Source organism: Bacteroides hominis (genome assembly GCF_033042785.2).
GTDB classification, from domain to species: Bacteria; Bacteroidota; Bacteroidia; order Bacteroidales; family Bacteroidaceae; genus Bacteroides; species Bacteroides hominis.
Window position 1 is genome coordinate 3,930,833 of the sequence record NZ_CP178829.1, and the last position, 25,175, is coordinate 3,956,007.

24 protein-coding genes are annotated in these 25,175 nt (G+C 37.4%); 1 reads left to right on the top strand and 23 read right to left on the bottom strand.

Going from position 1 to position 25,175, the window contains the following annotated elements; translation table 11 throughout:
- Positions 1-6: 6 nt before the first annotated feature.
- A complete protein-coding gene (locus tag R3O62_RS16575; RefSeq protein ID WP_005806476.1) occupies positions 7-1,260 on the bottom strand; it encodes an Nramp family divalent metal transporter in 1,254 nt (417 codons plus the stop codon).
- A 142-nt stretch (positions 1,261-1,402) separates the two neighbouring features.
- Here R3O62_RS16575 and R3O62_RS16580 point away from each other — a divergent pair, with 142 nt between their 5' ends.
- Positions 1,403-1,795, top strand: coding sequence for a hypothetical protein (locus tag R3O62_RS16580; protein ID WP_005778111.1), 393 nt, complete (start codon positions 1,403-1,405; stop codon positions 1,793-1,795).
- Between the two features lie 150 nt (positions 1,796-1,945).
- Here the strand turns inward: R3O62_RS16580 and R3O62_RS16585 are convergent, their stop codons facing one another.
- From R3O62_RS16585 to upeY, 22 genes are all read right to left on the bottom strand, one after another.
- Positions 1,946-2,191 carry a TIGR03905 family TSCPD domain-containing protein gene (locus tag R3O62_RS16585; RefSeq protein ID WP_223126460.1) on the bottom strand — a complete coding sequence of 82 codons (246 nt, stop codon included), beginning with the start codon at positions 2,189-2,191 and terminating at the stop codon, positions 1,946-1,948.
- On the bottom strand, positions 2,191-2,928 hold the full coding sequence (locus R3O62_RS16590; protein ID WP_005778114.1) for a YebC/PmpR family DNA-binding transcriptional regulator: 738 nt from the start codon (positions 2,926-2,928) through the stop codon (positions 2,191-2,193). Before R3O62_RS16590 ends, R3O62_RS16585 begins: the two co-directional genes overlap by 1 nt.
- A 98-nt stretch (positions 2,929-3,026) precedes the next feature.
- Positions 3,027-5,489: a phenylalanine--tRNA ligase subunit beta gene (gene pheT / locus R3O62_RS16595; RefSeq protein ID WP_122296106.1), complete on the bottom strand. Its 2,463-nt coding sequence runs from the start codon at positions 5,487-5,489 to the stop codon at positions 3,027-3,029.
- Between the two features lie 150 nt (positions 5,490-5,639).
- Positions 5,640-6,593 (bottom strand): MraY family glycosyltransferase, encoded by a 954-nt coding sequence (locus R3O62_RS16600; protein ID WP_005806487.1) that lies wholly within the window; start codon positions 6,591-6,593, stop codon positions 5,640-5,642.
- 126 nt (positions 6,594-6,719) lie between these two features.
- Positions 6,720-7,616 (bottom strand): NAD-dependent epimerase/dehydratase family protein, encoded by an 897-nt coding sequence (locus tag R3O62_RS16605; RefSeq protein ID WP_220575651.1) that lies wholly within the window; start codon positions 7,614-7,616, stop codon positions 6,720-6,722.
- Positions 7,617-7,622: 6 nt separating this feature from the next.
- Positions 7,623-8,822 (bottom strand): glycosyltransferase family 4 protein, encoded by a 1,200-nt coding sequence (locus R3O62_RS16610; RefSeq protein WP_032540021.1) that lies wholly within the window; start codon positions 8,820-8,822, stop codon positions 7,623-7,625.
- Between the two features lie 11 nt (positions 8,823-8,833).
- On the bottom strand, positions 8,834-9,691 hold the full coding sequence (locus tag R3O62_RS16615) for a dTDP-4-dehydrorhamnose reductase family protein (protein WP_234059723.1): 858 nt from the start codon (positions 9,689-9,691) through the stop codon (positions 8,834-8,836).
- 19 nt (positions 9,692-9,710) lie between these two features.
- A complete protein-coding gene (wecB, locus tag R3O62_RS16620) occupies positions 9,711-10,841 on the bottom strand; it encodes a non-hydrolyzing UDP-N-acetylglucosamine 2-epimerase (protein WP_234191728.1) in 1,131 nt (376 codons plus the stop codon).
- Complete coding sequence (locus R3O62_RS16625) at positions 10,829-11,851, bottom strand: polysaccharide biosynthesis protein (RefSeq protein ID WP_005778130.1); 1,023 nt, start codon at positions 11,849-11,851, stop codon at positions 10,829-10,831. Before R3O62_RS16625 ends, wecB begins: the two co-directional genes overlap by 13 nt.
- The gene (locus tag R3O62_RS16630) at positions 11,821-12,825 is read right to left on the bottom strand and encodes a glycosyltransferase family 2 protein (protein ID WP_005778132.1); all 1,005 of its coding nucleotides are present in this window, start codon (positions 12,823-12,825) and stop codon (positions 11,821-11,823) included. Before R3O62_RS16630 ends, R3O62_RS16625 begins: the two co-directional genes overlap by 31 nt.
- 11 nt (positions 12,826-12,836) lie before the next feature.
- Complete coding sequence (locus tag R3O62_RS16635; protein WP_220576254.1) at positions 12,837-13,892, bottom strand: glycosyltransferase family 2 protein; 1,056 nt, start codon at positions 13,890-13,892, stop codon at positions 12,837-12,839.
- A gap of 18 nt (positions 13,893-13,910) precedes the next feature.
- The gene (locus tag R3O62_RS16640) at positions 13,911-14,726 is read right to left on the bottom strand and encodes an alpha-1,2-fucosyltransferase (protein ID WP_005778161.1); all 816 of its coding nucleotides are present in this window, start codon (positions 14,724-14,726) and stop codon (positions 13,911-13,913) included.
- Complete coding sequence (locus R3O62_RS16645) at positions 14,692-15,831, bottom strand: hypothetical protein (protein ID WP_234211170.1); 1,140 nt, start codon at positions 15,829-15,831, stop codon at positions 14,692-14,694. Before R3O62_RS16645 ends, R3O62_RS16640 begins: the two co-directional genes overlap by 35 nt.
- 196 nt (positions 15,832-16,027) lie before the next feature.
- Complete coding sequence (locus R3O62_RS16650; protein WP_234211168.1) at positions 16,028-16,942, bottom strand: glycosyltransferase family 2 protein; 915 nt, start codon at positions 16,940-16,942, stop codon at positions 16,028-16,030.
- Positions 16,929-18,104 (bottom strand): ATP-grasp domain-containing protein, encoded by a 1,176-nt coding sequence (locus R3O62_RS16655; RefSeq protein ID WP_005808190.1) that lies wholly within the window; start codon positions 18,102-18,104, stop codon positions 16,929-16,931. The genes R3O62_RS16650 and R3O62_RS16655 overlap by 14 nt, the downstream gene beginning before the upstream one ends.
- Entirely contained in the window at positions 18,101-19,138 is a 1,038-nt protein-coding gene (locus tag R3O62_RS16660) for a 3-deoxy-7-phosphoheptulonate synthase (RefSeq protein WP_005788126.1), read from the bottom strand. The genes R3O62_RS16655 and R3O62_RS16660 overlap by 4 nt, the downstream gene beginning before the upstream one ends.
- A 21-nt stretch (positions 19,139-19,159) precedes the next feature.
- Positions 19,160-20,344, bottom strand: a complete 1,185-nt coding sequence (locus R3O62_RS16665; RefSeq protein ID WP_005788128.1) for a Gfo/Idh/MocA family protein — start codon at positions 20,342-20,344, stop codon at positions 19,160-19,162.
- An 18-nt stretch (positions 20,345-20,362) separates the two neighbouring features.
- Positions 20,363-21,484, bottom strand: coding sequence for a DegT/DnrJ/EryC1/StrS family aminotransferase (locus R3O62_RS16670; RefSeq protein WP_005815508.1), 1,122 nt, complete (start codon positions 21,482-21,484; stop codon positions 20,363-20,365).
- A gap of 12 nt (positions 21,485-21,496) precedes the next feature.
- Positions 21,497-22,942, bottom strand: a complete 1,446-nt coding sequence (locus R3O62_RS16675; RefSeq protein WP_188521195.1) for a lipopolysaccharide biosynthesis protein — start codon at positions 22,940-22,942, stop codon at positions 21,497-21,499.
- On the bottom strand, positions 22,939-23,823 hold the full coding sequence (rfbA, locus tag R3O62_RS16680) for a glucose-1-phosphate thymidylyltransferase RfbA (RefSeq protein WP_005821582.1): 885 nt from the start codon (positions 23,821-23,823) through the stop codon (positions 22,939-22,941). The genes R3O62_RS16675 and rfbA overlap by 4 nt, the downstream gene beginning before the upstream one ends.
- Positions 23,824-23,846: 23 nt before the next feature.
- Positions 23,847-24,317: a UpxZ family transcription anti-terminator antagonist gene (locus tag R3O62_RS16685; protein ID WP_317472766.1), complete on the bottom strand. Its 471-nt coding sequence runs from the start codon at positions 24,315-24,317 to the stop codon at positions 23,847-23,849.
- A 35-nt stretch (positions 24,318-24,352) separates the two neighbouring features.
- Entirely contained in the window at positions 24,353-24,871 is a 519-nt protein-coding gene (gene upeY, locus R3O62_RS16690) for a capsular polysaccharide transcription antiterminator UpeY (RefSeq protein ID WP_005778177.1), read from the bottom strand.
- Positions 24,872-25,175: the final 304 nt, after the last annotated feature.

Here is a 25,175-nt window from a genome sequence, read left to right on the forward strand (position 1 = left end):
TATATTTTATGAGAACAACAACATGATATTCAATACAGTCACTATCGCAGCAATGGCATAAAGCACAAACGTGCTCCATCTGCTGTTTACATAATCTCCCATCACCTTACGCGAAGAGGTCAGACCTACCTGTAAGAAAACGGTAAACGGAAGCTGGATACTCAGCACCATCTGGGAAATGATCAACCCCTTAAACGGATCACCAATAAAGAAGATCAACAGCAACGCAATGCCCAACGATAAAATGACTCCTACCTGAGAGTGGCTGTCCTTGATGTGATAAGATTCACCAAAGATACCGGCAAAAATAGATCCGGCTGCCATCCCGCTGGTGATTGTAGACGAGATACCTGCCATAAGTAATGCCAGAGCAAAAACAATGGCTGCATTGCTACCAAGCAAGGGTTCAAGCAATGACTTTGCCTGTTGCAATTCTTCCACCTGGATACCGCTTTTAAAGAAAGTAGCGGCTGCCAACAGAATCATAGCACTGTTGATGGCCCATCCCACAATCATGGAAAAGAGGGTATCAAACAGTTCATACTTTAATACCTTTTTTATAGATGCATCATCTTGCTTGTTATATTCGTGGCTTTGAATCACCTCCGAATGGAGGAAAAGATTATGAGGCATCACCACCGCTCCCAATACACTCATAATGATAAGCATACTTCCTTTGGGTATAGACGGTGTCACCCAACCTTCGATTGCCATAGGCCAGTCAATGTCTACCAGAAAAAGTTCATAAATGAACGACAGCCCGATCACCGATACAAAAGCGATAATAGAGCGTTCGATTTTCTTATATGAATTTGTAAAAAGCATAATGGATACAAAAACAGTTGTCAGCACCGCTCCCCAGATAATGGGAATATCAAGCAGCATCTCCAGAGCGATAGCCCCTCCCAGTATTTCGGCCAGCGATGTGGAGATGGAAGCGAGTACGGCTGTACCCAGAATAGGGCGTGATACCCACTTAGGAGTATACTGTGTGGCAGCCTCCGAAAGGCAAAGTCCGGTCACAATCCCCAAGTGGGCAACATTATGCTGCAATACGATCAGCATGATGGTGGACAGCGTGACCACCCACAACAGTGAGTAACCAAATTCTGAACCTGCTGCAAAATTAGAAGCCCAGTTGCCCGGATCAATAAAACCTACAGTAACCAATAAACCGGGACCAATATATCTGAAGACGTCCAAACCTCCCAGATAGCGTTTGTGGTCTTTACTTCTCAAATCTTTAAAAATATTTTTCATAAGGATGTCATGTCTCTTGTTTTTCCTCTAATTTACAGAATGTATCTACAAAGATAGCTATTAATAACAAGCAAGAACCTTGTTCGGTTCACTTTTAACAACTATCTTTGTTCCATATTCACACATTAAAAAGATTAAGCAAATGAAAAAAATCATTCTCGGAGCTTGCGCTGTTCTTTTCACGCTGGCTTCTTGCCAACAAGCTAAACAAAAGGTTTTCGAACTGGCTTCTGAACAAGTAAACAAACAGTGCCCTATCACTGTAGATGAAATGACAAGAATGGACAGTACCACTTATTCGGGCAAAGACAATACATTTACCTATTTCTATACCCTGAGCGGACAGGCTGACGATCCTACCATGTCGGAACAATTAAAGAAATCACTTGAAGAAACGCTCCCGGAAACTATAAAGAACACTGAAGAGATGAAAGTGTACAGAGAATCAGATGTGACGATTAAATATATTTATCTGTCAGGTAAAACGCAAGAAGAGCTGATGCAGGTAACAGTTACTCCCGAGATGTATAAATAAGAAGCTGTATTCTATTTAAAAATAAGGGAGGCGATGAACTGACAGTTCATCGCCTCCCTTATTTTTAAATAGAGCCTTTAAATGGTGCAAACAGAAGCTACGTTCGTAGTTGACAGAGGCTCTGTTTACCCCAAATACAGACTTTGTTTTTTAAAAACCCATCTCGTGCAAAGCACGGCATAGTTGGTCGGGACATGAAGTAGAACGAGTCCCGCAACGGATCCCTTCAAGTCTCGTGATCACCTCTGACACAGGCATTCCCGTCACCAAACGTGAAATGCCCTGCAGGTTGCCATTACATCCACCCCAAAAAGCAATTTCCTTCACGATGCCATTCTCAACATCCAGTTCAATGTTCGTGCTGCAAGTGCCCTTGGTTTTATAAACGTATTTCATTATTCTTCGCCTTCGTCCTCAGCAGGTTTCATGTTTGTGTACACATTCTGTACATCTTCATCCTCTTCCAGACGCTCTACCATCTTATCGATCGTGGCACGTTGTTCCGGAGTCAGATCCTTTTCATCATTCGGAATACGGGTAAACTCAGCACCCTTCACTTCGAAACCATTCTCTTCAAGATATTTCTGAATCTGGGCAAATGACTTCGGATCACCGTAAAGTGTGATTTCATCACCATCTTCATCATATTCTTCTTCTACTCCGTAATCAATCAGTTCCAGAATCAGATCATCCATGTCCACACCTTCTTTCTTTGTGATAGTGAACATTGACTTCCAGCTGAACATAAAATCAAGGCTACCCGAAGTACCCAATGTTCCGCCAAACTTATTGAAGACACTGCGAACGTTAGCCACAGTACGGGTCGTATTGTCTGTAGCAGTTTCTACAAATACTGCAATACCAAACGGACCGTAACCTTCATAATTCATCTCTTTGTAGTCCTTCTGGTCCTTGCCCATTGCATTCTTGATAGCGCGTTCCACGTTATCCTTCGGCATGTTCTCACGTTTGGCAGTGGCAACTACTGCACGCAGATGCGGGTTGTTTTCAGGATCGGGACCACCGGCTTTTACAGCGATAGCAATTTGTTTACCGATTCTCGTAAATGTACGGGCCATGTTGCCCCATCTTTTCAGCTTGGTAGCTTTTCTATATTCGAACGCTCTTCCCATTGGTTTAAAATATTTGCCTCACCCCGCTTCCTCTATCGCGATAGAAAAAGCGAGCGTGAGTTTTATTAATTATTTAATTGTTATTTTTATGTTCCGTATTATCTGAGCTTTGCTCCCAGTTTATCTTCAAGGTTCTTCACCAGTTTCGACATGATTTTATCAATCATTTTATCGTTCAGAGTCTGACTCTCGTCCTGAAGCAGGAAGCTGACAGCATACGATTTCTTACCGGCTTCAAGATTCTTGCCTTCATAAACATCGAATAAAGAAACTTCTTTCAGAAGCTTTTTCTCCGTTTCATAAGCTATCTTCTCGATCTCGGCAAACTGTACTTTCTTGTCCAGCAACAGAGCCAAGTCACGTTTTACGGCCGGGAACTTAGAGATCTCTTTATAGCTTACTTTCACTGAACGGATGGCTTTCATCAACTCTTTCCAGTTCAGGTCTGCATAATAAACTTCATTATCGATATCAAAAGCTTTCAGCAGTTTCCTGGTAATTACACCGAACGTAGCCAGTCTCTTGCCACCTTTGGTGTTCACAGTCAAGGCTGTAGAATAAATATCGTCACTCAGGTTACCCACCACCAGTGTATGCAATTCCAGTCCCAAACGTTTGAGAATATTCTCTACGTAAGCTTTCAGTTCATACACAGAACTGTTTTCATCTGCATGTGCCCAAGAGTTTGATACCATCTTACCGGTTACCCACAAGCCCAAATGGTAGTCTTCTGAATAAGGAGCCAATACCTTTTCCGGATTCTTCTTTTCTGCATCAAAATGGTAACAATTACCGAATTCAAAGAATTTCAAGTCGGCATTCTTACGGTTTGCATTGTGAGCAATGCTTTCCAAGCCACCGAACAACAATGTCTGACGCATGCAATTCAAGTCTGCACTCAAAGGATTCAACAGCATCACCAGATTCTTGGCAGCATAAGTTTCCATACCATCGTAATAGGCTGCCCGAGTCAAAGAGTTATTCAGTATTTCGTTGAAACCGCAACCAACCAGTTGTTCGGCTACCAGATTCTGTAACTTATTCGACTTGTCACAATCCCCTTTAGTAGTCAGACTCGACTTCAAAGTCGATGGAATTTCCACATTATTGTATCCGTAGATACGCAGGATATCTTCGATTACATCACAATCACGCTGTACATCTACCCGATAAGGAGGTACTGCCAATGTCAGTCCTTCGGCTGTCTCGTTCATGATTTTCATTTCAAGACTGGCAACAATGCTCTTAATCGTCTCTACCGGAATCACTTTACCAATCAGGCTGTGTACCTTTTCGTAAGTCAACTCGACAATAAAATCCTGTGCAGGAGCAGCACAGATATCTTTAATCTCCGAAGAAATGGTACCTCCGGCGAGTTCTTTCACCATCATGGCTGCCAGTTTCAGACAGTAGATAGTGATATTCGAATCGATACCTCTTTCGAAACGGAAAGAAGCATCTGTATTCAGACCATGGCGACGGGCAGTCTTACGTACCCATGTCGGATGAAAATAAGCACTTTCGATAAACACATCCGTTGTGGCCTCTGTAGAACCGGAATCAAGACCTCCGAAAACACCTGCAATACACATGGCGTCTTCTTTGTTGCAAATCATCAGGTCACGTTCATTCAGCTTACGTTCTACTCCGTCCAGTGTAACAAACGGTGTACCCTCCGGCATTGTTTTCACAATCACTTCGCCACCTTTTATTTTGTCTGCATCAAAGCAGTGAAGCGGCTGTCCGAAAGCATGAACAATGTAGTTAGTAATATCCACTACATTATTAATAGGCCGCAATCCGATGATACGCAACTTATTCTGCAACCATTCCGGGCTCTCTTTTACTGTAACGCCCTTCACGGTAACGCCTGCATAACGAGGGCATGCTTCACTGTTTTCCACAGTTACCTTGATATCCAGATCATGATTTTCGACAGCAAAAGCATCGACAGACGGCTTGGTTAATACAGCTTGTTTACCATTCTGTATCAGATAAGCATACAAGTCACGCGCCACTCCATAGTGTGAACAAGCATCCGCACGGTTCGGAGTAATATCTACTTCAAGTACATAGTCGCTCTTTACATTATAATAATCTTTGGCAAGTGTTCCCGGCACTGCGTCTTCCGGCAATACAATGATGCCGTCATGTGATGTTCCGATACCAATTTCGTCCTCAGCACAAATCATACCAATAGACTCTACACCACGAATCTTCGACTTCTTGATCGTAAAACATTCGTCACCATCATAAAGCTTCGTGCCCAGAGTGGCAACAACTACTTTTTGTCCGGCAGCGACATTAGGTGCTCCGCACACAATCTGAGTAGGTTCGCCGTTACCCAAATTTACGGTTGTGATGTGTAAATGGTCTGAATTCGGATGTTCAACGCAAGTCAGCACTTCGCCAATCACGAGGCCTTCCAGTCCGCCTTTAATCGTTTGAACTTCTTCCACTCCACCTGTTTCCAGTCCGATAGAAGTCAGTGCAGCCGCCACTTCATCGGGCGTCAGATCGAAATTGACATACTCTTTCAGCCAATTATAAGAGATATTCATATCATTAAGTTTTTTATGTTTTCAAAAGTGACCCGCAAAGTTAATAAGATTTTTTGGTTGACAGGGAATGAATGCTTATAAAAAAACTCCCGGTCACCTTTAAAAAAGGATGACCGGGAGGCTTTTTTCATCAGACTTGCCACCGAAGCATCATTCTGTCATCTGATGCAGGTGGAAATATTTCTTCATAAACAAGACATACACTACACTTAATACGATGATTGCTCCCATCAAATAGCAATAACCATTGCCGGGAATTAACAGATAGCCAACTATAATTACAGCTTGTGACATCATATAAATCAATGAGACCACCACATGTGGAATTTTCAATTCATTTGCCATCAACTGGTATAGATGCTTGCGATGCGGCAAACCAATATTTTCATGTAACATAAGCCGATGAATAATAGTCAGTACACTGTCTACTCCATACACCGCAAGCAAAACGATCCAACTGAAATTCTCTGTTCGAATTATTAGTTTGCCTACCAAAAAAAGAACAACGAAAGCAATACTGACCGATCCGACATCTCCGGCAAAGCATTTTGCTTTCTTGCGAAAATTGAAAAAATTAAATACCAACACCGCACAAAGCATAGTGTATATAAGATCCCCTTCCACAAAACGAACCATTTGCATATTGACAAAGGCTAAAGCAAGTAATACAATTAAAGAATAACCTCCTGTTATGCCATTAATCCCGTCCATAAAGTTATAAGCATTAATAATTCCCGTACAAACAATCAGGGCAACAAAGACCGTCCACCAAGGCAAACTGAACAATCCCCATTGATAGAACATTAAAGCCATTGCCGTAAAATGAAAGACTAAACGCAATCCTTGCGAGGTAGAACGGATATCATCCACAAAACTGATAAAAGTAATCAAGGTCAAGGCCAATATGAACCAGGGATATTCAAAATGGTTTGTCAGAAAATAAACCAACGCCCCCAAATAAAAGATAATTCCCCCACCCCGCAGCGTGATCCGGGTGTGCGAACTACGCTCGTTAGGTTTATCGATAATGTTACATTTATCAGCGATACGAAAATAAAGAAGTTCTACTAAGAATAGCAGAACTAAAATCATCAAATAATACATAAATTATTCATTCTTGTCTATTAAATGAAACCAAAACTGAAGCCCTAAAAAGACTAAAGCTGCCAATCCCATCAAAAGCCCTATTATCGAAAGAAGAATATTCACCACACTTTCTTCTATCCTATTCTATTCTATTCGAAAATTCTCTAAAACATTCATAGGTTTCCATCCAAGTTCTCGTACTGCCTTTTCATTACTAAAGGTCAAAGAGCTTGTGATTTTGCGAAGTTTCAAAGAATTAATCGGAGCTTTTGCTCCCAGACAGTCGCCCATTACAGCCATACTTTTAGCCAACCAATAAGGAATAGATATTGGTGTTTTTTTATTCAATTGCTTACATATCACCATCTCCAACTCACGAAAACTCGGCTGGTAACTGTCACAAACATTATATATTCCACCCTTTTCTATTAACATAGGAAGAAGATTTGCAATATCCTGAACCATCAGAACACTCTTTCTTGCTTTTCCTCCTGCAATACTCAGATACTTATTAGTTTTAATCCCATGAATCATCGCTCCTAAATTTCCCGGAGGATTAGGTCCGGCAATCAATGAAGGACGGAGTATACTTAACTTTACATTATACATAGCACACCATCCTTCCAGGTATTTCTCAGCCTTAATCTTACTCAAAGCATAAGGAGTCGTTCCATTTAAAGGATGCTCTTCCGTGATATTCTCACCCGAATCACAACCATAAACAGCAACGGTACTAATAAAAATGAAAGCTTTAGGAATACCACTTTGTTCCAAAGCGGTACACAAATTCTTAGTACCTTGTAAATTTACATCAAAAAAGGCCTGTTTCTCCTCTTCTGTTTTAGGAGTAGAATGCGCTTTACCTGCAGCATGCAGCACAATATCAAATACCTCTGTAAAGACAGGAATATTCCGAGCTATATCTATCTTATAATCATCTTGGGGAGTAAGTCCAACCGTTTTGATTACATACGTCTTTTCCAAAAGCTGATAGATGTTTCTTCCCAAAAATCCGGAGGCACCGGTAAATAAGAGTTTCATTAATCTTTAATCAAATAACTGATAATATTTATCTAATATAATTTCCTTTGCAAACACTGTATCAGCCACACATCTGGCATTACTCCGGAAAGAGGATAATTGGTCACGAGATTCATAAACCGACTCAAACATATCTTTCAATGCAGATGGGTTATTTGGTTCTACAATCCAACCCAGGTTAAATTCTTTGATACACAAAGCAATTTCCGAATCCGCTTCTCCCACCATTAAGATAGGTTTTCCGGCTGCCATAATATTGTAAGATTTTGAAGGTACCCCAAGACCATACATACCGTCACTCAAAGTTACAATAGACACATCACAAGCGTTTAAAAAATCATTCTGCATAGAACGGGGTTGAAATCCTGACAATGTTACGTTATTCCTAACAGAGGCAAATTTCTTGATTGTTTCATACTTGGCTCCTCCACCAATGAATACAAAATGAAGATTGGGATTTTCAACTAAGGAAATGGCGCTCAATATATTATCTAATCCTTGGGCATGCCCCAAATTACCGGCAAATTGAAAAATAAACTTATCCCGACAAGCTAATTCGGCATACATACATGTCTCCTTTTTGTCTAAAGGAAAAACCTCCTTATTATCCGCCCAATTAGATATTAAGGCTATTTTCATGTCTTTATGGACCTTAGAACGAATCACCCGGGCCATATCCCGACCAATAGAAATACAAACATCTGCTTGAGAATACGCTCGATCAAAGAAAAATTTCAAGCTATGATACAGCCGGGAAGAAGAGTTCATCTTACCGATAGCAACCAAATTTTCCGGAAAAATATCATGAACAAGCAGGTAATACTGAATCTTTTTAATCCGTTTTATCCAAGGAACAAATAACAAAAGAAAAGCGGGATTAGTAACGACGAGCAATTTATCGCCTCGCTTCACATTTTTCAAAATCTTAAACCAAAGTCGGATACTCGAGTTCAATAACCGGAATGTTCGCTTTGCAAAATTGTTTTTATCGATATTCCCACTTAATACACGATGAATGATGACACCATTATGTTTCTCTAATTTAAGTGATTTATATTCGTCTGTTTCATTATATCTGGCATCCGTACAGATCACATGGACCTCCATTCCACTCTTCGCCAAATACTCAGCTATTTCTGTCATATAATACCCTGTAGAAGTAACAATCGGATAATAATACTCAGAAGCAATCCAAATTCTCTTCATTATGAAAGTATTTAATAAAATGAATACAATGATTCATTTTCCTGCATCCAATCATATTGTTCCCGAAGCATCTCTTCATATCCGGGTACAACATAACTAAATCTTGCGGACTTTGCGATCGACTTGTCTATTCCATTTCCATCAAATGGCAGGATCTCAACATCTTGTTTGTGCCATATACGGGAAAACAGATGTAACAAATCATATTTACTTATACCAAGGCCATTACTCAGTTGTATCAAACCGGTTACTCCCTGATCGATGGACACATCAATGGCTTTCGCCAATTCCAGAGTGGTCACACCTCCCCAAATAGCAGTCTGGAAACCATTCACACAACCATGCTGATGCATAAACCAATGAAACAAGCCTTCGCCATTCTCCTTCAATTCAGGACCTATGATAGAAGTACGGATTGTCAGATCTTTGTCATTGATTATCTCACCGAGTGCTTTGCTACGACCATAAACATCGTCAGCATCCCGGAAATCAGTTTCTGAATAGTTACCTTTTTTACCGGAGAAAACACAATCCGTACTGATATGAATCAACTTTGCTCCCACTTCATCCGATAGTTTCTTGAGCAAATGGGGGAACCATGCATTTATCAGAATAGCATTGTCCGGATGTTCTCTGGAACCTCTTATCAATACGCCAATACAATTCAGGATAAAATCGGGACGGACTTCACGAACGAGCCGACTGACAGCATCCCCATCCGTCACATCCACAACGATACTATCATCAGTCAATTGGGTACGATAAACTACATTCACAAGATCGTATTTCCCCGTACATTGCAGATAATAATAAGCCATATGCCCGGCCATACCTGTGGCGCCGAACAACAGAATCTTCTTTTTAACCATAAAAAATGAAAAACAGGAACTAGATTTCTTTATGCCAAACCGTACGGTTGATATAATCTGTATAGGAAAGAATGATACGGACTACTTTTTTAGATACATTATCCGAAGCATAATCAGGAATAGAGTGAATTACGTCTGCACCTTCTGCATACTGGGAAGTTACAATTTCGATAGACTCCAGAATACGGTCACTATTCAATCCGGTCATGATCAGCGTCCCTGCATCCATACCTTCAGGTCGCTCGTGTGCCTGACGGATAGTTATAGCCGGAAAATGAAGAATAGAAGATTCCTCCGTGATCGTACCACTGTCAGAAATAACACAAAAAGCATTCTGTTGAAGTTTGATATACTCCATGAAGCCAAAAGGTTTCATAAACTCAATCATCGGATTGGAATTAATAAAGCCTATAGATTCCAACTTTTTGCGGGTACGGGGATGAGTGGAAACAATCACCTTTTTATGATACCTGTCCACAATGGCGTTCAGAGAAGAAAGCAGATCGGAAAAGTTCTTCTCGGAATCCACATTTTCCTCACGATGCGTACTTACAATAAAGTAATCACCTTTTTTCAACCCCTCTTTTTCTAAAACATCATTCTCTTCTATTTCCGCCTTATGATAGATCAAAACCTCTGTCATTGGCGATCCGGTTTTGATCACGGTCTCCGGACGTAACCCTTCAGCCAGCAAGTATTTACGTGCATGCTCTGAAAGAGGCATATTGATATCACTCAAATGATCCACAATCTTACGATTGATCTCTTCAGGAACACGCTGGTCAAAACAGCGGTTACCAGCCTCCATATGAAAAATAGGAATCTTACGCCGTTTTGCGGAAATCACGGAAATACAGCTATTAGTATCACCATACAACAATAAAGCATCCGGTTTCACTTGATCCATCAATTCATCCGATTTACGGATTACATTGGCTATCGTCTCTGCAGCATTCTTTCCGGCAGCATCCAGAAAATAGTCCGGCTTACGGATGCGAAGTTCCTGAAAAAAGATTTCATTCAGTTCATAATCGAAATTCTGACCGGTATGGACCATAATATGTTCAGTGTATTTGTCCAACTCAGCCATCACACGGCTCAACTTTATGATCTCAGGACGAGTTCCGACAATCGTCATTACTTTAAGCATACATCCTCCTTTATCATATCAAGTTTCAATAACAACTGTTTCATACCGTCCACATCCAAACGATGGGTATTATGTGAATGGTAGTCCTCGAATTTAGAGACCTTCTCTTGGCCTTCCACAAAATATTTATCATAATTAAGATCACGGGCATCACAAGGTATCCGATAATAATTACCCATATCTTCCGCCTTGGCCATTTCCTCACGAGTCACTAATGATTCATAAAGTTTCTCACCATGGCGTGTACCGATAACACGTACGGGGGTATCCTTTTTGTAAAGTTCCTTTAAAGAACGGGCTAGCGTATCAAGAGTAGCTGCAGGTGCTTTTTGGACAAACAAGTCGCCATTATGCCCGTGCTGAAAAGCATAAATCACCAGATCAACCGCATCATCCAGTGTCATCATAAAACGGGTCATGTTCGGATCGGTTATTGTGATATCCTTACCGGCCTTCATTTGCTCCACCCACAAAGGGATCACTGATCCGCGGCTTGCCATCACATTGCCATAACGGGTACAGCAGATAGTAGTTTGACCACCCTCTCCCATTTGACGTCCTTTAGCAATAGCGACCTTTTCCATCATGGCCTTACTGATCCCCATGGCATTGATAGGATAACAAGCCTTATCCGTCGAGAGCACAACTACATTCTTGACTCCATGCTCAATGGCTGAATCAAGCACATTCTCAGTACCTAATACGTTTGTCCGGACAGCTTGAACAGGGAAAAACTCACAAGAGGGAACCTGTTTCAGTGCAGCGGCATGGAAAATATAGTCCACCCCATTCATCACTCCATCCACAGAACGTTTATCACGCACATCACCAATGTAGAATTTCACCTTCTTATTTTGAAGGTGATGGCGCATATCGTCTTGCTTCTTTTCATCACGGGAAAAGATACGTATCTCTTTGATATCGGAATCCAAAAATCTTTTCAATACGGCATTACCGAAAGAACCTGTTCCACCAGTAATTAAAAGAACTTTATCTTTAAAAAGCGACATAATTGTTTATTCTTATATATAAAATATGGTATCTTTAATAAAAGAAAAAAAAGTCCAAAAGGAAATCTTAATAAAAAAGCAAAAACACTTTTTTTCTCCAAAGATCTTAAATAGTCAGTATTCAAAGCTCTATAAAACTCACACCTTCTAAGTAATGAGACAGGAGAATTCAATAACATTAATGCAATGTTAAATCTTAGGATTGTCAAATATCCAAAATATTCTTTTACAATATTAGTAGCAGCAAAGACATCATTATAATCCTTAGAAATAATATTTAAAATATAAAATAAAGATTCTATTTTAGAATTAGAGTTTAATGATCTAGTAATCGAATTCTCTCGAATTTTGTAGATGTACGTACTATCAGAAATAGCTACAACCCTTGAAGCTATTTTAGATAAACGATATGACCAAATAATATCTTCATGTAACAGATTTGGAGTAAACTTAACATCACTCAATTCTAAAAAAATTCTCTTGTATAATTTATTACATGCACTAACATTCCACTCACGCATTAAAAAAGATCTCAAAATTTCTTGACCTCTCTTTTCTCCCATTTGTAGAGTAGGGATATGTACAGAAGCATCTACACCAACTAATTTTATATTTGCAATCGTAAAATCAGCATCTACGTTAACAATTCTATCATAATGTTTTTCAATACAATCTTGCGTTATCTCATCATCCGAATCCATAAAAAAGACATACTCTCCCCTAGCTTTTTGCAAACCAGTATTTCTTGCAACAGAAAGGCCCTTATTCTTTAAATGAGTATAAATATATACATCTTTCTTGCGTGGATGATCTTTTAGAATTTCTCTAATAATATTCATACTATTATCCTGTCCGCAATCATCAACTATTATATATTCTATAGATTTGAATGTCTGATCTAATGCTGACAGCAATGTTTCCTTTATATATAATTCAACATTATATACAGGAATTACAATAGAAACTTTATACATTAGCATCCTAATTAAGAACAAAAAATATATCTATTTTTCAATATCATCAACCGCATAAAATAAGGACTTAATAAAAACGAACAATTAGCTAGTAAGAATACAATAGATAATATTTTTAGCTTTATATCACCTTTACAAAAGATTATCCAAAAAATTGTCAACTGTTTCATTCTTATCATATTATTAAATTCTTGCTTAGCTATTTCATTCTTTGTCACTATTTCAGCAACCTTAGTTGTTATTGCTTTAAGATTCTCTTTTATAAGAGAAAATATATTCATTCCACATGTAGTTAATACCGAATAATCACCTATAAATAATCTATTTACTTCCTCATTCATTGTAAATCCAAAGAAAAACAATTGTTGTTGCTGTGATATGAACAAATGGTTATATAACATCAAATCTCTTTTAATTCGACTTTCGCCATTTCTAGTTAGTCGATATTTTAATAAGGGGATTGGTATTACACCCAACTTATACCTATTTCTTATAAGCCTACACCATAATTCATAATCTTCGACTACTAATGCAGTTTTATCATCTTTATATTTATTATTCTTGAAAACGCTGGCTTTTCCCATCACTGACGGATGCACTAAAAAAGAACCGAAAATTGTATACAAACTTAATATTGTAGAATTGGTTAACCCTATAGAATGTATTCCTTTTATCCTACCTTTAGAATTCATCAAATAAACTTGACTCCCACAGATATCCAAATCTTTTTCTAGAATAAATTTGAGTTGATGTTCAATACGATTAGGTAAAGCAACATCATCAGCATCCATTCTAGCAATATAATCTCCAGTCGCCAAATCAATAGCTTTATTAAGAGTTTTTATAAGCTTCAAATTACATTCATTTGTGACGACCCTCACATTATTATATTGAGTAGCATAATTTGATAACAGCACCGAAGTATTATCTATCGAACCATCATCCACACATATTATTTCTATATTCCTATGCGTTTGAACAATTATGGAGTCTAATGCCTCTGACAAATACTCTGCAGCATTATAACACGGAATAATAACACTTACTTTAATTTTACTAATATCCATTATAACAACATAAAATTATCAAATTCGAATCCAACTCTCTGTAAATATGTTAGGATCTTTAAACAAAGACTTAAACCATCTAATCGGAGCAATCATTATTTTATCAGAATGTTTATTTAGTTGAGCAGCCCACCAACTAAAAGTACTATTAGCAATTATATTATGATGACATAGGCTCATCAAAAACATATCTATATAACTATCTTTTCCCTTGTTATTATTCACAAAAGTTACATTAGGCACATTTATTATACTTTTTGCCCAATCTATATCATCTGAAAACACAAAAAAGAATGGCTCATCAACACATTTCAATATATACTCTATAGCTTTCTGATAATATTCCTCATTACAAATATCGCCGTATATATTTCTATATTTTGGAAGAAGATAATCACCGCGTCTTATATGTATACTAATAGAATTATTTGCCTGAATCTTAGTCATTATAAAAGAATTTGTAACATCTAATTTCAATGGCCATCTAAAATTCAATACAATATCAACATCCTCCCAAAAACATTTATCCTGCCAAAACCCCTCAAATAATACACCATTGACATCCAGACGCCCATCTGTTGATATATATTGTCTGTTTTTAAAAATCTTATTTATTAGCTTAATAGATTTTACAATTAAATCTGTACTCAAAGATGAATTTGGTAGCTTTACCTCAAAGACCTTCTCTATTTCAAGTCCATTGTGGGCTCTTAATCCCTTTTTAGGGTAATAACCATAAATATTATCTTTATCACAACGCATATCTAACCAAAGATAAAACACATATTGAAAAAGTTGATTACCTAATCCTCCTTGAAAAGTTACAATTTTCATTTGCATTTATTTTTACACATATAATTTTTAACAAATAGAGAAAAATTAGCAATATTAATATTTCTAACATTTTCTGCATCAAATTATCGCCAAAACTTGGAGTTAGAATTAATTGAGGAAAAAATAATAAATTAAAGCCAATAGCTTTTAACCAGTAAGAAGGGTGGACAAGAAAAGTTAAAATGATTCTCAAATATAAAAAGTTAATGAATATCGAAATAATAACAAACATCCACCCCTGCCACAAGGAAACTAAAAAGGCAGAGGTACCGACATTTGCGTACTCAGAATTTCCCAAGTTCAACAATTCAGGTATTCTTCGAGATGGTGTACCAGCAACAGTACCATTATAACTAGTTGGAGTTGGCTTCGCATTCCAAATAGCCCGAGGCATATATTTAAAAAGGCTTCCAACATAAGGCTCATACCCAGCAAATCCTTCACCATCTCTCGTAATAAGAGTTGTACTATATGCTATACTATTCAATTTGAGATTCAAATGATATAATGTCAATTCTGCAATTGATTTCATATCAGACGAGTCCAATTGGGAACCTGATCTCTTAGCTGATAAAAATGGCAAAAGAAGCGAAGCACATAGTAAAAGAATAACCAAAGGCGAAAAAAAAGATAAATATCTCCCACGTTGTATATAATGCCATTTTTTTATAATATAAAGCCATATGAAAATCACTAAATATATTCTCGCACCACCAATAAATGATGAGTATAAAGTAGATAATATGATAAAGAAAAGAAAAAAGCGATTCTTCTTATTATGACTACCACAAAATATATTAACATAAAAATATGAAGATATATAAGTTGAAAAGAACGATAAGAGAAAAAAAGTACCATTTTCCACCGTATCAATATCATTATTTTCTAGATAGTTTGATCGAAAAAACAAATTATATAGAAATAATGACAATGAATATATAATCAAGATATTCTCTTGTACTTTAACGTTTGAAGCCTCTTCAAACGTTAAAATTGATTTCAATTTCCACTTTAAAGAAAATCTAAACAATAACAAAATTAATAAATAAAAATAAACTTCACCTATTGCAAACAAATTATACTCTTCAATTTCTATCCCTACCATTGATTCAAAAAAATACCAATAATCACAATTGCTTAAGAGTATAGGTAATGTATACCATAATGTAAAGGAAACCAAAAGGACTAAGGTAAAAAATATAGGTACTCTATTACTTTTATGCAATGAAAAAAGTAATAGATAAATCCCTATAATTCCACAAAAGAGAACAAACAATCTAAAACTCATAATAATTAGAAATTTATTTTTTCACAAATTTCTGTTTTGTTCGAGAAAATATATTAATGTTTGTTTTAATCAAATCTTTAGTAAATGCTTTATAAAGGAAATAAATAAAAAGCGTAAAGTTACCTCTTTTTATAGCACACGAGGCATAACTCACAGATGCAGATACATATTGATAAATTAAATCTTTTCTTATTTTAGGATAATAAAATGACATTCTATTAATTTGATTAAGCATAGCCTTTTGACTCTTTATGGAATTTAGATGGGTCATAGTAACACCTTGACTATGTATTCTATAAACTCCCATCATATCACTGATATAATGAATACGACCGTGTTGTGACAAATTTATAAATATATTAAAATCACCACAAAAGCCACCTATTTTATTACAAAGCACCCAATCTAAACTTATTTTCCTATAAAGAACGCTACAAGTAGGTACAAGCCAATTATTTATAATATCCCATGCAGATATTTCTGATTTAGCTATATTAACAAAACGACTTGTATTTCCATTCTCTAATTTCCAAACACTATGGAAACACATAGAATAGTCCGTATGACTTTCTAAGAAATCTACCTGTTTTTGCAACTTTAACGGATCTATCCAATAATCATCTCCTTCACACATTGCTATATATTTCCCCCTTGCCCGAGGCAGATTGTATACAATGTTTATATCCAATCCTTTGGAATACTGATTTTCAACCTGATAAATGGGCTTAATTATATCAGGATATTTAGCCTCGTATTCTTTAATTATTCCGGCTGTATCATCAGTAGAGGCGTCATCATGAATTAAAACCTCAAAAGGAAAATTCGTTTTCTGTATTAAAAAGCCATCTAAACATTGCCGGATGTAAGATGAATGGTTATAAGTTATACAGAAAATGCTTACTAAAGGGGGAGTATCAATATTCTGCATATATTCGATTATATTGATCAAGCATTACATGATTCATCTCCTCCTTTGAATCAAACTTAAAAAATAAGAAAGCCAATGGTTCCGACATATAATCCTTAATATAATCTCCAGATCTCCAAAGGATACATTCATCAAATATATACTTTCTCAAATCATCAGGCACGACCAAGCTTTTCACCACACCATTTTGAGTTCCCATGATAGTTCTATAGGCCCAAAACCCATGTTGCTGGATATCTACAGGGAAATGACTACAATCAAGACCACAATGTGTTCTTGCCTCCCAATAGTCCCAATTTATTCCTGTCAATTTCTCAGCAGGAATCATATACAGGTTACCAAGGATGCGCCTCATAGCCTCAATGATATATGGTTTACCATCTTTAATTCTATATTGCATTGATAGTATTCCATCTTTTAACCCCAAAATATTAACCATCTTTTCCGCTTCATTTATTAAATGATCTCTGACACAATCAAAATTATCAGCCGGATAAGTATCTATTTCCACACGATAAGGATTCACAAAAGAATATTCATTATTCGTACAATAGGCTACAACCTTCTTATTAAGAATGAAAGTACAACATGCGTGTTGTGAACCATCAATATAAGGTTCAATAACAATATGTTTAATTCTCGAGTGTTCGAAAGCATTTCTTATTGCACTTTTAGCTTCTTCATAGCAATCGGCTTTCGCTACTCCTCTACCTGCACTTAAATCTGTAGGTTTCACTATAATCGGATATTCAGCCTTATCAAGCCACTTCACCGCATCCTCTTCCTCAAAGAAATATTCTGATTGAGGGGTTGTTATACCGTATTCTCTAGCAAATTTCTTAAAACGATCTTTATGATGCATGATTAAAGTGTTTTCATAACTATCATGACCGGGAAGTCCCATTTCTTCCGCAACATAAGCAGCTGTAATCACCCCTATATCATTACAACAAGCACAAATGGCATCTATGTTTAATTTCCGAGAGAGAGCTAATACTTCCTCCTTACAAGAGTAATCCATCTGGATATATTGATTTACATACTTTTCACCAACTAAACCTGGACGATTGCCAATTGACACTACATAAAAGCCCATTTCTTTTAATGCCAAAATCAACCTTAAGTCATTATGGCTTGTATTTAAAATAAGTACCTTTTTCATTTCGTAAACTGTTTCAATTCATTGAATAACTCTAAAACTAAAGTTTCTGTTTTTTCCCAACCCAGACATGGATCTGTAATAGACTGTCCATACACATTTCCTCCAACCGGTTGGCATCCATCTTCAATATAACTTTCAATCATCAAGCCTTTTACCGAAGACAATAATCTGGAGTCACGTTTCATAGAAAGTAAAACATCTTTAGCAACATTTATTTGCTCTAAAAAATCCTTATTTGAATTACTATGGTTACAGTCTATTATAAAAGCAATATTTTCTAGGTTTCTTTGTTGGTACAAATCATAAATACGAATTAAATCATCATAATGATAATTTGTATTAGCCTTTCCATTCACATCTAAAAAGCCACGTAAAACAGCATGTGTACATACATTCCCATGTGAAATAACCTCCCAGCCATTATATATAAAATGGTGAGGATGTTGGGCTGTTACAATAGAATTCAACATTACAGAGATATCACCACTTACAGGATTTTTCATTCCTACTGGAACATTTAAGCCACTGGCAGTCAACCTATGTTGTTGATTTTCTACAGATCTTGCCCCAACCACGACATAGGACAATAAGTCTGATACATAACGGATAACTTCCGGATACAACATTTCATCCGCACCAAATAATCCGGTTTCTTCTATAACTTTTTTATGAAGCCTGCGAACAGCTAATAAACCTTCAACAATATCCTCCTCGCGATCTAAAAAAGGTTGATGCAACAAACCCTTATAACCATCTCCTATTGTTCTAGGTTTACTGGTATAAATCCTAGGAATAATCAATATCGTATCCTTAACCTCTTCTTGAAGTTTGGCCAAACGCTTCGCATAATCAAGTACAACATTTTCTCTATCGGCAGAACACGGACCAATTACCAAAATAAATTTATCCGATTTGCCTTCGAAAATATCCCTTATTTCTTTATCACGTAAAATTTTGCGTTTTGAATATTCTTTATTTAAAGGATATTTCAACATCACCTCCTGAGGCGTAGGTAATTTTTTTAAGAAATCCATAACATTCTTCTGTATGATTAATTATATAGTGTCTAATTCTACTTTACACCCCATTTCTGCTGACATATATGCTGCATAAATTATTCTAATGGTATCATATGCCAGATCGAATCCAGCCTTAGGATCTCTATCATAAAAAATAGCTTCCATAAAGTCACGCATTTCATCTGTATAACCTCTGATTATTTCATCTTCAAGAAAAGGCTTATTCCAACCGATTTTGGACGGTAACATCTCTGATATATACACATTATCTAAATTATCTTCATCTAGAAAATAAGTACTCATTAAATCTGACATAGTCAATGTACAATTTATGGCAGCGTCATTACAATATAACTCTACATAATTTTTACTTCCTCCCAACAAAGTATCAGTAGCTATAATGACAGCCCGCGAATCATCAGTAAAATTTAAAATTACAGTACCACAATCTTCAACATCGACAGGATTAGCCGCAATATGCCTATGTTCGTAATCAGATAAATTGGGGGTAATACGTCCCATATCAGCTATGACACTTTTTACCTTTATGTCAATACCATGTGCTTTAGCTTCTTGTTGTTTTAACCATAAAATAGCTGATAAAGGATGTGAACCTGTCCTTATGAAAGTACCTCCGCCCGTTTTATCCCATTCACCCGCAACTGGAGAACTAGAACCTTTAAGACTTTCTTCACCTTTTGCATATAAAATACGACTTTTCTTTGCTGTAATAATCTCCGCAGCTTTTAATACGGCTGGTGCATATACAAAATTTTCCGCATACATAAACTTCTTTCCTGATTTACGAATAATCTGGCGTAATCTTCTTATAGACTCAAGAAGTTGTAAATACATTACTTTTTTAGAAACATTGATCCCAATAGGATATTCATCTCCTGACATGCCGAAATAGCCTGTCAAAGGTTTTTCACAAATAACATGTTTCCCGGCCAACATGGCTCTTTCAATCATTTCTTCATGTACATATGGCGGGGTACAAATATCTATCACATCGATATCTGGATCAGTCAACAAGTCCTCAAAATCATAGGAGGTTTCTTCAAATCCATATATAGCTTTTGCAACTTCCAACTGCTCTTTGCGTCGGGCCACAATCATTTTAAATCGGAGTGGAATACCCGTAAACCTTTTTAAAGCATTTATATGTAACTCTGTGGCACGCCCTGCACCAGCCATTCCTATACAGATTTCATTTTTCATATATACAAGTTTATAAATTTAAGACCTATTGCCTTCAAAAATTACTGATGTTATTCTATCAAGTCCACTAAAAGTCAAACTGTGATGCATGGGTAAACAAATCACACTGTTTGCTATCCTATTCGCAATGGGCAAATTATCCGGATGTGCGGATTCCAGTCCACGATAAGTGGAAAATTCACTTATTAACGGATAAAAATACCTTCTGCCGAGTACGTCATTCTCTTTCAACTTGAAGTAAAGTTCATCACGAGTCAGACCATATTCCTCAGCATTTATAAAAATAGGAAAATAAGAGTAGTTGTGACGGACACCAGGCATATCCTCCATGAAACGGATACCGGGGATATCTTTCAAAGCATCACGATATTGAACGGCAACTTTATGACGAGCCTCAATGGCGGAATCAACTTGTTTCAAATTCAATAGTCCATAAGCGGAACGGACTTCATCCATCTTACCATTAATACCAGGGGCAACGATCGTCGTTTCACCGGCAAAGCCAAAATTCTTCAGATAATCAATACGTTTCTTGGTCTGTTCGTCGTGGCAGACCAGAGCTCCACCTTCAATCGTATTATAGACCTTCGTAGCATGAAAACTCAGAGTGGACATATCACCGGATTCAAGTATTGACTTGCCGTTTACCTCTACACCAAATGCATGGGCAGCGTCATAAATGACCTTCAAACCATATTTATCCGCAATCTCTTGAATACGAACCGTGTCACAAGGTTTGCCATAAACATGCACAGGCATGATAGCAGTCGTCTTGGGAGTAATAGCGGCCTCTATTTTTTCAGGATCCAGATTACAGGTTACAGGATCAATATCCACAAACACCGGCTTAATCCCGTTCCACCACAGAGAATGGGTAGTGGCAACAAAACTATAAGGAGTCGTAATCACTTCACCGGTTATACGTAATGCTTGTAAGGCACACATTAAAGGAAGTGTACCATTAGTAAAAAGACTAATATAAGGTACCTTTAAATACTCACATAAAGCCTGCTCCAACTTCTGATGATAATGACCATTATTAGTGAGCCATTTACGATCCCAGATATCCTCAAGATAAGGAATAAAGTCATCCAAGGAAGGAAGAAGTGGAGAAGTAACCGTGATTAGTTTTTCATCCATCTTAATATTATATTACTTTTTTTGAATACAAGAGAGTATGAGCTGTTTGATTTCAAGATATTCCTCCAGATTCAACTTTTCATATACAAGAAAAGACAACAAAAGACCTGAAAAACATTGCAAGGGGAGCATGACATATATTGAAATATCAAGAAAAGAAATAATCCACATGACAAAAGCGACAGATAATGAAACAGCGAACGTCGGAAACACATCCTTGATCTGATCTATTGTAGGATACCGGATTAAGCCGGCGGAATAATAACTATTCAGAAAATAAGCTATAAAGGAGATTAAGACACTACCCCACAACATATATTCTATACCATACATGATACCAAGAAAAATGGGAATGACCGCTATTATTTTTTTTATGATTTCTAACTTGAGAAACAGATCGGACCGACCTTTCACCTGCAAAATATTCAGATTAATGGCATGAAGAGGATATAACATTCCGGCAAAACAAATTATCTGAAGATAAGAGACTGACACCAGCCATTTCTCACCGATTAGTAACAGTATCAACGGCTTAGCCACGGCCGCCAAACCAAGCATACAGGCAAAAGAGATCAGCATGGTAACCTTTATCACACGGCGGTAAGCTTCACGCAAACGTTCCGGTTCATCCTGGATGGAGCTCAGAACGGGATAGCTGACACGCTGTACCACGCTAGTCAGATTACTGGAAAAAATTGTATTAAACTGCTCGGCACGTGTATATTGACCCAACTGGGCGGAACTGTAAAAGCGTCCGATAACGATATAGTAGATATTCTTGTAAAGCGTATCGAGTAAACCCGACAACAGTAATTTTGAGCCAAAGCCAAAAAGGCATTTAAAACTATCTGCGGAGAACTCACACACCGGACGCCAAGCACTGTAAAGCCAAAGGAAGACGGTATTCAGTAACTGCCGGGAGACCTGTTGTCCAACCAAACTCCAGACACCGTAGCCATAGAAAGCCATCAAGATGCCAATTCCACCACTGGATAAAGAAGCTATCAAAGAGATTTTGGTTTGTGTTCTAAAATCAATCTCCCGCACCATAATAGTGCGTTGAATGATACCTAAAGAATTAATGATTAGAACAAGGCCTATAACTCTTGTAACAGGAATCAATATAGGTTCATTAAAAAAAGAACTGATAGAAGGGGCACAAAAATAAAGAAGGACATATAGGATGACACCAACCACCAGATTAAAAAAAAAGACTGTGTTATAATCAATACGCTTTATATCCGTTTTGCGAATTAACGCATTGGAGAATCCACTGTCAATAATAGAATTCGAAATAGCGATAAAGATGGCAATCATAGCCATAATGCCATATTCTGCAGGAGTAAGCAAACGCGCAAGTACCAATCCGACCAGAAATGAAACACCGGAACTGGAGATGTTATCAGCAAAACTCCATCCCACTCCCTTAACCGTTTTATGCTTTAAGGATTCTCTCACCCTTCTATCTCTTTTATTACTTTCAATAAATACTTTCCATACTGGTTCTTCAGCATAGGATAAGCCAGTTCACGTAACTTCTTTGAATCAATCCAGCCCTGACGGAAAGCAATGCCCTCCAAACAAGCTATTTTTAGGCCTTGACGCTTCTCTATTACTTCTATAAAGGTGCTTGCCTCAGACAAAGAATCATGGGTACCCGTATCAAGCCAGGCAAAGCCACGTCCCAATACCTGAACTTTCAGATCCTGAGAAAACAGGAATTGCTGATTTACGCTGGTGATTTCCAGTTCTCCACGGGAAGAAGGCTTGATCTGTTTTGCGATCTCAACAACCCTATTGGGATAAAAGTAAAGTCCAACAACCGCATAGTTAGATTTAGGAGTATCAGGTTTCTCCTCAAGGCTGAGGACATTCCCATCCCTATCAAATTCAGCTACCCCATAGCGTTCCGGATCTTCAACCCAATAGCCAAAAACCGTAGCCTTATTTTGTAATTCTGCGGATGCTACAGCTTCCTTCAACATCTTAGTAAAAAAGCTACCATAAAAGATATTATCGCCAAGAACCAGACATACAGAATCACCGCCTATAAACTTCTCACCAATGATAAATGCCTGTGCCAAACCGTCGGGAGAAGGTTGTTCGGCGTACTCAAAACGTACTCCAAAATCAGAACCATCGCTCAGCAAACGCTGAAAACTTGGTAAATCATAAGGAGTAGAGATGATGAGTATTTCACGTATCCCCGCCAACATAAGTACTGAGATAGGATAATAAATCATCGGTTTATCAAAAATTGGAAGTAACTGTTTACTTACTCCTTTAGTGATCGGATATAAACGAGTGCCGGAACCACCAGCCAAAACAATACCTTTCATGATAATAGATTACAGATCAAATATTAATCAACAGAACTATTTGGATACTGATTTTCCTCTATCATCTTCAGCATATCTACAGCCTCCTGTTCATCTATCGATAAAGTTTTATTATCCCAATAATCTATAATTGCATGAGCTTCCTTTGCCAACTCTTCTTCAAAAACTTCTCCATAACAATATGTCAAAAGCTGACACTTGAGCAAAGAAGACGGGAGAGACTCTAACACAAGCAAGGAACGATCCAGAATAACCTGTTTCTTAGATTCCTTATCGCCATAATCATAGATTGTTGCATTGTAGCCCATCAAGAGAGCCAGGCAAAGTCGTGCTTCTTCTTCCGGATTTTCTCCTTTCAAAGCAAACAAAGCATCAGATTTTTGAAGCACTTCAGTGTTTAATTGACGGAAACTGTCGGCATAGATAGGAGAACCGTCAGCGCCCAAATACAATAATTCGTGAGCCACATGTTGCAGCTCATGAATCTGGGTCATAAGAGTATTCATTTTATATGATAAAATATTACTGATTACGGTGCGAGAATGCGAAGGTAGCTTTTAGGAACCTTGACACTGGCAGATAAAACGCCACGAATACGGATAGTGACATAAGTACGATTAGAAAGACTGGCCAGTTCACCTTCAACTCCACAAAAATCTCCCTTGATAACTTGTACTTTGGTGCCAACTGCGAAACAATCATCGTTGAGGATAACAGCAGCAGGGTCGAGATTCATGACAAACATAAAATCTTTCATCTGCTTATCGGGAACAATAAGCATACTCTTAGTGTCAAAATCACGCATATAGAAAAGACGAACCCCGTATTCGTTGGCAATAGCACAAGCAAACTCTTTGGTAGCATGTACGAAAATAAGATTACGAATGACAGGAACTTCTACACGACGCCGGCGATATTTCAATTGACGAATGACAAATTGGGTCGGCAAAAAGTACTCGACGCCTATTTTCTCTAATGCGTCACGAGTAGTAAGCTCCTGATCCTTACGGGTACGGGCAGCGAACCAATATTCTTGTTGTTGAGACATTTAGAAGGATATATTCCTGAGTGATTTACTTAAGTCCGGGTATGCTTCGCAGTTGGGTGAGACTCTTTTTCTCAGCCAAACTGCAAGATTTTTTATGACTTATTTTAGGTGGAAACGAACGGATTCGATCAATTGATGTTTCAAAAGACGTTCGTTTAATAGCACAAAGGTATAAACTAAATTTTGATGTACAAAATATTTTTAGATGAAAAAGTAAATATACTTCTTTATATGCTGATTATCAGATAATAATCTGGTAATAAAAACAGCTTTTTACTTATTTTGCATGTGGTCTTTTATCTCC